The sequence below is a fragment of the Streptomyces sp. NPDC058001 genome, assembly GCF_042886315.1.
In the GTDB taxonomy this organism is placed as follows: Bacteria; Actinomycetota; Actinomycetes; order Streptomycetales; family Streptomycetaceae; genus Streptomyces.
The window spans coordinates 34,894-43,832 of sequence record NZ_JBHVQT010000024.1 but is presented as its reverse complement, the minus strand read 5'-3'; the positions used below and the strand labels follow the sequence as shown (position 1 = coordinate 43,832).

Here is an 8,939-nt window from a genome sequence, read left to right as displayed (position 1 = left end):
TCATGACCCAGCCCCGCCGCTTCCACCTTCAGCGCGACCATGACGTCACCGGCGTGTCCGGTACTGGTCGCGTCGCCGACGGTATCTGCTGGTCCGACGGGACCGTGTCCGTCCGCTGGCTCGGCGACCGCCCGTCCACCGTTTTCTGGGACCACCTCGCCGACGCCGAGCACGTCCACGGACACGGCGGCCACACCCGCATCGTCTGGGACGACCCCGAGCCCGCACCGGCTGGCGACTGCCCGCACTGCCCCGACGGGCACACCCCCGCCGACAGCGGATCCCAGCCGTGGGGCGTCTACGTCGCGGCCGACCGCGATGGTGACGGGCAGCCGACGCAGATCATCGTGGCCCGCTCCGCCGGGACCCACGTCGCCGAGTCCGACGCCGAATGGGTGCGCCAGAAGCTCAACGGGCCGGAGGAGAACCGTCCGGCGCCTACCCAGCCGAGCACGTTCTCACGGCTCGCACGCGGCGCGTAGCCACCCACCCCGGCCGCCCAGTCCTCACCAAATCAAGGAGCCCGTCATGCCGCTGCCGCCGTCCGGGAATACGCCGTGGCCGCCGCCTCAACTGGAGATCCCGCACGCCGACATGGACATGTGGCGTGCCTGGTACGCCGGCGACACGGGGCATTTGGCTGCGGTGTACGGCGGTCCGGCGAGTTACACCCGCAACGGGGTGGCCCGCCAGTTCTTCGAGGTGGACAAGCGGCGTGCCGTGGGCGGCGACGAACTGCGGATGTTCTGGGGGCAGCCTCCGACTCCGGGTCAGCAGGCGGCGAAGTTGCACATTCCGATCGCCGGTGACATTGCGGAGATGTCGGCGAACCTCCTGTGGGCTGAGGTGCCGCAGGTGACCGTCGATCTGGACTCGACGAGCGACGCGGGCACGGCGAAGGCGACGACGGCGCAGATCGGCCGCTACCTGGATGACCGCGGGCACGCGAAGCTGAGGGAAGCGGCCGAGCTGACGGCGGGCTTGTCGAACGCATACCTGCGGGTCGTGTGGGACACGTCGCTACGTCCTCGGCCGTGGCTGGATGCGATTCCGGCGGATGCGGTCGTCCCGGAATGGCAGTGGGGTGTTCTCGCCGCTGCCACAGTGTGGCGCGAGCTGGCGCCGCTGAAGGAAGTCAGCGAGGTGTGGCGGCTGCTGGAGTACCACACGCCCGGGACGATCGAGTACGGCGTATACGTGGGCGGTGTCGACAACCTCGGCACTCGGATGGAGTTCGTCGACCATCCCGACACCGAGTTCCTGATCAACATGAAGGGCGTCGACGAGCAGGGCCGCCAGGCGACGCAGATCAACCGCCTCCTGATCACGCATCTGCCGAATGTGCTGCCCAACCGCTTGTGGGATGGGATCCCGGACACGGCGCCGCTGGGCCGCTCCGACTATGCCGGGGTCGAGCCGCTGATGGACGCCCTCGATGAGTCGTGGTCGAGCTGGATGCGCGACCTGCGTTTGGGTAAAGCCCGTCTGCTGCTGCCGCAGTCGATGCTCGATACGGATGGCCCCGGAACGGGCGGATCGTTCCACCTGGAGCAGGAAGTACGCGTCGCCCTGAACATGCTCGATGAGGGCGGCAAGGACTCGATCACGGAAGTTCAGTTCGCGATCCGGGTGGAAGAGCACGAGCGGACCACCAAGGCGCTCCGACGGCAGATCCTCAGCAGCGCCGGCTACTCCGCCCAGTCGTTCGGTGAGGAGGGCGCGGTGGCTGTGACGGCGACGGAGGTCGCGGCCCGCAAGGAGGAGTCGTTGACGACACGCGGGTTGAAGCTCTTGTATCAACGGCCTGCGCTGCTGGAGGTGTTGTCGACGATGCTGTGGGTTGATGCGATCCACTGCGCCGCGAAGGGCATCGACCCGACGGTGGAGTTGACCGCGAGTTGGCCGCAGGCGGTGCAGCCGGATCCGGAGGCTCAGGCGCGAACCCTGTCGCTGCTGGACTCGGCGGGGGCGATCTCCACATTCATGAAGGTGCGGGGGTTGCATCCGGAGTGGGATGAGGAGGAGGTCGTGGAGGAGGTGCAGCGGATCCGGGCAGACGGTCCGGGTGCGGTTCCGGCTGGGGATCCGTACAGCACGACGTCGGATCCGTTGGCCTTGGATGACCCGGCGGTCGACGACGCGGCTTCGGATCCGGGGCTGGACGACGTAGCGGGCGCGGCCTCGCAGTTCGACACGATGGCCGCTTAACGGCGCCCGGCGCCGACTTCGGTCGGCTCTGACTCGGTCGTATCGCAAGCCACCCAACCCGTCTCGTCGGCTAGCTCGTGTGCGCGTTCCATCGTCTTGGGTTGGAAGCGCGGCGGACAATAGGTGTTGAGTTCTCCGAAATCGGCCGTGTACAAGGCGACGACACCGCCGTGATGACTGCATGCCCCTGGACGTCCAATGGATGGCGAGTCCCATCCGTCGCGGCAGGTGGTGCTTTTGTACTCCCAGGTTATGGGGGTGGTGGTAGCTGACGGCGAGGCGTCGGCGGCTGGCGATTCTGATTGATCTTCTTTGTCCCAGACGAAGTTGCCCATGATGATTAGCAGCGCCCAGCCGGCGGCAAACGCACCAGCGAGCGTGTAGGCAATCACCTTCAACACCAGGTCAAATGTGGACTGGCGAGCACGCCTGGCTGGAGTTGGCATGCAAGTCCCCTCCGTTCGTGGGTTGAGGTGCCAAGTCTGGCCTGCGGCAGCCAGGTTGGGATGCCGTGTCGGGAATCTCGTTCGACGCCGCCGTAATAGGCCGAGGGCCTGCTCCGTCGGCGGGAGCAGGCCCTCGGGGTGGGGTGGTCACGACGTGGCTTGCGCCTGGATCGTTGCGTCCGAGGGCCACCAGGCTTCGCGGGTCTCGGGGTTGTCGGGACCAGTGCGGCGGGAGAAGTCCTTGCCCGCCGTCACCCGGTACTCGTAGGAGCCGTCAGGCCAAGGGCCCTTCACCTCGCGGATGGTGGCAGTACCGGCGCGTGCGGCGGCCCACTGCTGACCGTAGTGCCGGACGCGGCTGCCAACGGGGAGCGGATGAGTCATCAGGTTTCCACCTCGTACTCGTTGCTGGCGACGGTTACGTCTGCCTTCCATGCGGCTGCCGCATCCCGCACGGCGGCCTCCAACTCGTCGCGGTCCCACTCGGTGAGGTTCACGGCGGACACAGTGATCTCGACGGCGATACGAGTGCTACTCACGGCATCTCCTTATAGGTGGCCCACCGCTCCCAGGCCAGCCGCCCTATAACGGCGGCCTGCTGGCGGGTAGGTTCGGGCTTGTTGAGGGTGCGCGCCCCGTCGGCAAGCCACCAGTTCCACCCGTTGCGTCCGCTGCGGGATACGCCGCCGTAGGACGGTTCGATGACGACCAGCACCCGGCCGCCGGACACGACATGCCAGCAATGGGTCTCCGACCAGTCGGGGGCCTTCACGATCTCGGCGGCGTCGATGACGGCGCGGGCCGCCTTCGCGGACAGACGGCGGCGGGTCACAGCGTCTCCCGACCGACGATCTTCTCCAGCAGCTCCCACAGCTTCGCTCCGGATGGCGTGATGTGCGAGAAGGGGAGGTAGTTGAGATCGTCGTAAACGTCCTTGACCTCGCGCGCGGCTATCTCGATGGTGACGGCGCCATCCTCGGCAACCCTGATGATCTGCATGGTCAGTTCTCCTCGTCTCGGTCGTATAGCTCATCCCAGTAGCGGGCGTCGGCTCGTGCGGAGGTGCGCGGGTCGTCGTCCCAGTCGTGCGTGCGGGGCTCGACCAGCGGCGTCGGCACATCGGGCGGGACGGGCTCCGGCGGGGCGGCAGGTCCTTCGGGCCGACGCGGGAAGCAGCGCTTGCACTCGGCAACCCAGGACATGCTGCGTCGGTCAACTGCCAACTCTCTCTTCCCGCATCGCGTGCGAACGAGTACTCGGACGCTGCTGCCCCAATTCCACTCCACGCCTTCGCACTCGACCGCAAGGTGCACGACAGGGCGGCTGGTGAACGCGGGAACCACCGGATAGGGCACATCCTCAAAGGACACGTCCAGGCCGTCCCGCATGCGGACAGGCGGCTCCACCAAAGCATCAGTGCCGGACTGCCGAGCGATGGTCACGCCTTCCCCTGCCGCTGGTTGCGGCGGTCAGCGGCTTCCTGCGCGGCCCAGCGGGTGAACCGCATGTCGTAGCTGAGCGTCGTCACGGTGTCGTCGACGACGAAGCAGCGCGGGCCGAGTTCCCGGACGACGAAGCGCTCGCGATCGGCGGATGAAGTGGCTGACACTGGCAGTTCTCCTATCGGTTGATGCCGGGCAGGTCGGCCGAGCCGACGATCAGGCCCGGATTGTGGGCGGCGAGGATCTTGTTGGCGCGGGCGATATCAGCGAGCGCGACCTGCCGCGCCTCCTCATAACGCGGCCCGCGCGACAGCCCGAAGCGGTGCACGGCATCCACGGCGGCTATCTCCGCGTCCAGGATGTGCGGCGGGATCTGCGCGCCGGCAAGCAGCGCGACCGCGTCCGGGACGGGGACCGTGGACGGCGGGCGGGCGATCACGATGTCAGCCGGTCCGGCGAGCGGCCAGAGAACGCAGGTCGCCCATGGTTAGTCCGGTACGGACGCCGTCGCCGTAGATGCCGGTCGTCGCCTCAACCATCAGGCGGCTGTTGGGCTCGTCGGCGTACACCTTGAGCACGTGCGCCAGCGCCTCCTCTGCGGTGGCGGGCGCGTCGCCGTACTGCTCCATCGCCTCGCGGCGGATGCGGTCCATGTGTCGGGACATCGTTGGTTCTCCTTACGCGGCGGCCGTGTAGGCGGCCTGCGGGTGGGCGGGTCAGGCGTGCGGAGGGTCAGTGCAGGATTCCGGCGGCCCGTGCCGCGGCCAGCCAGTCCGGGAACTCGCTCATGAGCTGGTCGTACAGGTCGGCGTCGGACATCTGCTTCGGGTTGTCGCCCGCGGGGAAGAAGCCGGCGTTGTCGACGACGCGCTTGCCGGGGACGCCGAGGTTGTCGAGTTTGCGGAGGAAGTCGAACCGGTCGGGGCCGAAACCGACGAACTGCCAGAACAGGGGCAGCCGGGCGGCCTTGCACAACGCCTGTTCCGCAGCACGCCGGGAGTCCGGGCCGCCATCCGTCTGGAAGATGACGAACGCGGGGTCGGTGCCGCCGGAGTTGAGGTAGTGGTCGATGACCTCGTCCATGGCGGCGAAGTAGTTGGTGGAGCCCATGGGTCCGAGCGTCTTGTGGTGGCGGTCAATGCTGCCTTGGTAGTCGTCGACGCTGATCTCGACAGCGGGGTGGGCGTCGCTGTCGAAGAACACGACCGGGACGCTGCCGTCGTCGTCCAAGTTGGCGGACAGGCCCAGCGCCTGCTCGGCAAGATGCTGCACCGAGCCGTCACGGTAGTAGCGGCTCATGCTGCGGGACCGGTCGAGAACCAGGTACACGGCGGCCCGCTGTCCGGCCAGGCCGCGCTTCTCCAGGGAGACGGCGGCGGACTTCACGAGGCTGACGAGACCGGACGGGACGTTGCTGACGGGCATTGCGGTGACTCCTTGCGTGAATGTCGTGCGGTTCTTGATCGTCTGGTGCGCCGCGGTGTTGGTCTAGGCGGCCTCCATGTAGGCGGCCTGGTAGAAGGCCGGGCGGGCGAGGTGGGCGGTCTGCTTGTAGGTGGCGAGGCCGACGTACAGGGCGATGTCGAACGGGCTGTAGACGTGGACTCGGATCCAGCGGCCGGTGGTGCGGTGCTGTACCCAGCAGGAGGCCGGGGCGTGGCCGTTGGCGGCGGTGTACGCCTTCTTCACGTGTCGGCCGTACCAGCTTTGGTAGCCGTCCTTGAGGTCCCCTGCGCCGAGTCGGTCGAGGACGTCGCCGGTGCGGACGAGGAGTCCGGCTGCGAGGTCGGCTGCGACCTGGCCTCCGATCACTCGGTAGCGGAGCGCCTTGGTGGCGGTCTTGGCGGCGGCCTGGGTGCGGCGGCGAAGGCTGGTGTTCAACGGTTCCCCCTGGTGCGGATGTGCGGTGGATCGGCGGGCCCGGCCGATGAGGGCCGGGCCCTGGGTGGGTCAGGCGGCCTGGGGCTGGAGGTTGCGGGCCATCTCGGCGAAGAACCGCTCCCCGTCGCCGACGTTGGCGATCTCCGCGTCGACCATGTCGCCGAGGAGGGCGCAGAACTGCCAGGGCGACAGAGCGTTGATGTGGGAGATCACGTTGGAGTCGGCGCGGCGTCCGGCGATGTGCTTGCCGTAGGACACCTGGGCTCCGAACGCGGCCTGGAACAGTTCCGAGCGCTCCCCGGTGTAGTAGCCGGGGTAGTAGGTCGCGTTGCGGACGCACTCGATGATCTCGGCATGCAGGTCGACGTTCTTGCGGAAGCGGCGGGTGCGGGCGCCGATGCCGAGGTTGCCCCGCATGGTCTTCGCGAACTGCTGGCCCTTGGTCATTGCCGTCTCCCCTGTTGGTCTCCCTGGCGATCACTTCGCCTCGCTGACATTGACAAGGTTAGGCCGCACGGAGGAACCTTGTCAACATGGATGCAGCGAAGTTCGAAGAGTGGTGGGCCGCTAGACTTTGTCGACCTCAACATGACAAGGGAGCAAGGGTGGCCGACCCGGAAGCCGAGTACTGGACCGTCGCCGACATCGCCGAGCACTGGGGCGTCAAGGTGGGGACCATCCGCTCCTACCGGTCACGGAAACGCGGCGAACTACCCGAGCCTGACCACACCTACGGGCGCACCCCGCTCTGGCGGCCAGCCACCATTCTCGACTTCGAGCGGCCCGGACAAGGGTCCCGAACCGACCTGCACGACAAGCCCGAGGCCAAGGAGGCGCAGGATGGATGACCTTGTGCGGTGGCTGCGTGCCCAGCTCGACATGGACGAGCGGATCGCGCGGGAGGCCGGTGACAGTTTCCGGCAGATCGGCGAGACTGGTGTCATCGTCGCCACCGAAGGTGACCGAGCTGAGGAGTGCGCCTCCGCCAACTGGGCTGGTATTGCCGAGCACATCGTGGCGTGGGATCCGTCCCGGGTGCTGCGCGAGATCGAGGCCAAGCGGCGGCTCATCGCCGAGCACCGGCAGGCGCAACCGCGCTGGTGCGTCGTCTGCGACGTCCCCAGCGACTACCAGGGACGCGAGTTCGGGTGCACCACACTGCGCCTGCTCGCCCTGCCCTACGCGGACCGGCCCGGCTACCGGCAGGCGTGGCGCCCGTGACGGTTGCGGTGTTCCTCCCCGACTCGGGTGTCCTCCCGCCGTGGGTGCGGATCGTGGTCGCCGTGGTGATCGTGGGCCTGGTAGCCGCCCGCATCTACCTCGCCTACCGCAACCACCGCCGCCGCAAGAAGTAGAAGCCCACTTCGCCCGAATCGACCCGCCTCCGCCACCCCGCCGGGCACACTGCCCATATGGCGCTCAGGTTCACGGTGCAGGGTGATGACGAGGCGGAAACCGCCGACGGGCTAAGGCAGTTGCTGACGCTCGGACTCCAGCCAGCAATGCCACCCCGGCAGGTCACAGACAACCGGTGGATGGCCCGCGCCATCCCCGCAGCGAAGGCCCCGGCCGAGGATGGCCGGGGCCCTGCCGTTTCCGGCTGATCAGGTGAAGGCGACGGTCATGGCGCAGTCGCTGATGGTCCTGCCGGCTTCCTCGTGGACGGTCCGATGCGCGGCGTCGTCTTCCGTGTCGCAGACGAGACGGCCGTCGGCAGTGTGAGTCCAGCCGAGTTTCGGGTCGCCCCACTTTTCGGTGACGATGTCGATGACGGCCTGCTCCGTCGAACCGTGGGGCGCGTAGCCGTCGCTGGTCTCGCTGGTGCCGCACAGGTCGCACACGGCGACGAAGCAGGTCACGTGTCGAATCGCCATCAGGCGGCGCTCTTCTCTCGGATGTCGTCGACGAGGCCGAGTCCGCTGACTTCGACGACGGTTCCGCAGTCGCTGCACCGGTACAGGGTGTGGACGCCAGCGCCCTCTCCCTCGGTCCTATCCGGCGCGCAGCAGATGGTGCAGGGTTCGTCGGCCTGCTTCTCCATCGGGCCGTGGCAGCAGTCCGGTACGCCGTCCTCGATCTCCATGGCGATTTCGAGTTCCATGCCGTAGATCGACGGTTCCATACAGATGCCCATACACATGGGGTTACTCCTCTTCGTAGTCTTCGGGGTTGTCGGCTTCGCGGCAGTCTTCGTTGCAGTACGGGTAGCCGCCGGGCGCGCCGCACAGGTTGCATTCGTTGTCGGGCATGGTCAGATGTCCTTGGCGAGGTGCTTGAGCCCCTTGGGCAGCTTCTTCCCGGCGTCGATCACCGCCTGGTTGAGGCGCTGGTACTCGGGCGTTTCTTCGAGGTTTCCGGCGGCTGCTTCGCGGGCGGTGTGGGCGTACAGGTCGGCTTGGGCGCGGCGGAAGTCGGCGAGGAGGGTGGTCTCCTCGGCGTAGACGCGGAGTTCTTCGGCGGTGGGCTTGGACATTTGGTTCTCCTATCGGGCCCAGGGTCGGGGCGAGTGGTCTGCGGCGGCGGTGAGGATCTGGAGAGCGACGTCCTGCGGGTCCATTCCGGCGGCGACGGCGTCGTCGACGACCTTGTTGGCTTTCTTATGGCTGCCCGTGCCGAGGAGTCCTCCGCGCTGGAGTTGTCGGCCGGCTTCCTGGATCTGTTCGGGTGTGGGCTTGGGCATGGTCATCTCCAGGGGTTGGGGTGGGCGATGAGCTGCGGGAGGGCGGTGATCCCCCATTGCTCGCCGCGCCCGAACGCCTTTGCCGCGACGGTCAGGAAGAGCGTGTGAACGTCATCGTGGAGAGTGCTCCCGGCTCCGGAAAGGACGAGCGCGATGTACGCGTCGGCCATGGGCTCGGCTGTTGCCCGGCCGAAGGAGTAGTGCTCCATCACGCAATTGATCAGCTGGTTGCGCGCCCACTCTTCGGCGTTCACCGCGGGCTTCTGGTTCACGGGTTTCTCC

The 8,939-nt window shown here is 67.6% G+C and carries 22 protein-coding genes; 5 read left to right on the top strand and 17 right to left on the bottom strand.

The window, feature by feature from the left end; genetic code table 11:
- Positions 1-2: 2 nt before the first annotated feature.
- Positions 3-482 (top strand): hypothetical protein, encoded by a 480-nt coding sequence (locus tag ACFVT5_RS41245; RefSeq protein ID WP_389899237.1) that lies wholly within the window; start codon positions 3-5, stop codon positions 480-482.
- Positions 483-528: 46 nt separating this feature from the next.
- Positions 529-2,208: a hypothetical protein gene (locus ACFVT5_RS41240; protein ID WP_389899236.1), complete on the top strand. Its 1,680-nt coding sequence runs from the start codon at positions 529-531 to the stop codon at positions 2,206-2,208.
- Here ACFVT5_RS41240 and ACFVT5_RS41235 read toward each other — a convergent pair.
- From ACFVT5_RS41235 to ACFVT5_RS41180, 12 genes are all read right to left on the bottom strand, one after another.
- On the bottom strand, positions 2,205-2,609 hold the full coding sequence (locus ACFVT5_RS41235; RefSeq protein ID WP_389899235.1) for a hypothetical protein: 405 nt from the start codon (positions 2,607-2,609) through the stop codon (positions 2,205-2,207). The genes ACFVT5_RS41240 and ACFVT5_RS41235 overlap by 4 nt on opposite strands.
- Positions 2,610-2,801: 192 nt before the next feature.
- Complete coding sequence (locus ACFVT5_RS41230; RefSeq protein WP_389899233.1) at positions 2,802-3,038, bottom strand: hypothetical protein; 237 nt, start codon at positions 3,036-3,038, stop codon at positions 2,802-2,804.
- Complete coding sequence (locus ACFVT5_RS41225) at positions 3,038-3,193, bottom strand: hypothetical protein (protein WP_389899232.1); 156 nt, start codon at positions 3,191-3,193, stop codon at positions 3,038-3,040. Before ACFVT5_RS41225 ends, ACFVT5_RS41230 begins: the two co-directional genes overlap by 1 nt.
- Complete coding sequence (locus ACFVT5_RS41220; protein ID WP_389899231.1) at positions 3,190-3,486, bottom strand: hypothetical protein; 297 nt, start codon at positions 3,484-3,486, stop codon at positions 3,190-3,192. Before ACFVT5_RS41220 ends, ACFVT5_RS41225 begins: the two co-directional genes overlap by 4 nt.
- On the bottom strand, positions 3,483-3,653 hold the full coding sequence (locus ACFVT5_RS41215) for a hypothetical protein (protein WP_389899229.1): 171 nt from the start codon (positions 3,651-3,653) through the stop codon (positions 3,483-3,485). Before ACFVT5_RS41215 ends, ACFVT5_RS41220 begins: the two co-directional genes overlap by 4 nt.
- 2 nt (positions 3,654-3,655) lie before the next feature.
- Complete coding sequence (locus tag ACFVT5_RS41210; RefSeq protein WP_389899228.1) at positions 3,656-3,856, bottom strand: hypothetical protein; 201 nt, start codon at positions 3,854-3,856, stop codon at positions 3,656-3,658.
- 236 nt (positions 3,857-4,092) lie between these two features.
- Positions 4,093-4,263 carry a hypothetical protein gene (locus ACFVT5_RS41205; RefSeq protein WP_389899227.1) on the bottom strand — a complete coding sequence of 57 codons (171 nt, stop codon included), beginning with the start codon at positions 4,261-4,263 and terminating at the stop codon, positions 4,093-4,095.
- Positions 4,264-4,274: 11 nt separating this feature from the next.
- Positions 4,275-4,535, bottom strand: a complete 261-nt coding sequence (locus ACFVT5_RS41200; RefSeq protein ID WP_389899226.1) for a hypothetical protein — start codon at positions 4,533-4,535, stop codon at positions 4,275-4,277.
- A 4-nt stretch (positions 4,536-4,539) separates the two neighbouring features.
- Complete coding sequence (locus tag ACFVT5_RS41195; RefSeq protein WP_389899225.1) at positions 4,540-4,761, bottom strand: hypothetical protein; 222 nt, start codon at positions 4,759-4,761, stop codon at positions 4,540-4,542.
- 67 nt (positions 4,762-4,828) lie between these two features.
- Positions 4,829-5,521 carry a vWA domain-containing protein gene (locus ACFVT5_RS41190; RefSeq protein WP_389899224.1) on the bottom strand — a complete coding sequence of 231 codons (693 nt, stop codon included), beginning with the start codon at positions 5,519-5,521 and terminating at the stop codon, positions 4,829-4,831.
- 63 nt (positions 5,522-5,584) lie between these two features.
- Positions 5,585-5,977 carry a hypothetical protein gene (locus ACFVT5_RS41185; RefSeq protein ID WP_389899223.1) on the bottom strand — a complete coding sequence of 131 codons (393 nt, stop codon included), beginning with the start codon at positions 5,975-5,977 and terminating at the stop codon, positions 5,585-5,587.
- 69 nt (positions 5,978-6,046) lie between these two features.
- On the bottom strand, positions 6,047-6,424 hold the full coding sequence (locus ACFVT5_RS41180; protein ID WP_389899222.1) for a hypothetical protein: 378 nt from the start codon (positions 6,422-6,424) through the stop codon (positions 6,047-6,049).
- A gap of 158 nt (positions 6,425-6,582) precedes the next feature.
- Between ACFVT5_RS41180 and ACFVT5_RS41175 the strand changes: the two genes are divergently transcribed.
- From ACFVT5_RS41175 to ACFVT5_RS41165, 3 genes are read left to right on the top strand one after another with little or no spacing between them, the layout of a single operon-like run.
- Complete coding sequence (locus ACFVT5_RS41175; protein ID WP_389899221.1) at positions 6,583-6,825, top strand: helix-turn-helix transcriptional regulator; 243 nt, start codon at positions 6,583-6,585, stop codon at positions 6,823-6,825.
- Positions 6,818-7,198 (top strand): DUF6221 family protein, encoded by a 381-nt coding sequence (locus tag ACFVT5_RS41170; RefSeq protein WP_389899220.1) that lies wholly within the window; start codon positions 6,818-6,820, stop codon positions 7,196-7,198. The genes ACFVT5_RS41175 and ACFVT5_RS41170 overlap by 8 nt, the downstream gene beginning before the upstream one ends.
- Positions 7,195-7,332: a hypothetical protein gene (locus ACFVT5_RS41165; RefSeq protein WP_389899218.1), complete on the top strand. Its 138-nt coding sequence runs from the start codon at positions 7,195-7,197 to the stop codon at positions 7,330-7,332. The genes ACFVT5_RS41170 and ACFVT5_RS41165 overlap by 4 nt, the downstream gene beginning before the upstream one ends.
- A 249-nt stretch (positions 7,333-7,581) precedes the next feature.
- Here the strand turns inward: ACFVT5_RS41165 and ACFVT5_RS41160 are convergent, their stop codons facing one another.
- From ACFVT5_RS41160 to ACFVT5_RS41140, 5 genes are all read right to left on the bottom strand, one after another.
- Positions 7,582-7,851: a hypothetical protein gene (locus tag ACFVT5_RS41160; RefSeq protein WP_389899216.1), complete on the bottom strand. Its 270-nt coding sequence runs from the start codon at positions 7,849-7,851 to the stop codon at positions 7,582-7,584.
- A complete protein-coding gene (locus ACFVT5_RS41155) occupies positions 7,851-8,117 on the bottom strand; it encodes a hypothetical protein (RefSeq protein ID WP_389899215.1) in 267 nt (88 codons plus the stop codon). The genes ACFVT5_RS41160 and ACFVT5_RS41155 overlap by 1 nt, the downstream gene beginning before the upstream one ends.
- Before the next feature lie 111 nt (positions 8,118-8,228).
- Entirely contained in the window at positions 8,229-8,450 is a 222-nt protein-coding gene (locus ACFVT5_RS41150) for a hypothetical protein (protein WP_389899214.1), read from the bottom strand.
- Positions 8,451-8,459: 9 nt separating this feature from the next.
- The gene (locus tag ACFVT5_RS41145) at positions 8,460-8,657 is read right to left on the bottom strand and encodes a hypothetical protein (RefSeq protein ID WP_389899213.1); all 198 of its coding nucleotides are present in this window, start codon (positions 8,655-8,657) and stop codon (positions 8,460-8,462) included.
- Positions 8,658-8,659: 2 nt separating this feature from the next.
- The gene (locus ACFVT5_RS41140; RefSeq protein WP_389899212.1) at positions 8,660-8,929 is read right to left on the bottom strand and encodes a hypothetical protein; all 270 of its coding nucleotides are present in this window, start codon (positions 8,927-8,929) and stop codon (positions 8,660-8,662) included.
- Between the last annotated feature and the right edge of the window lie 10 nt (positions 8,930-8,939).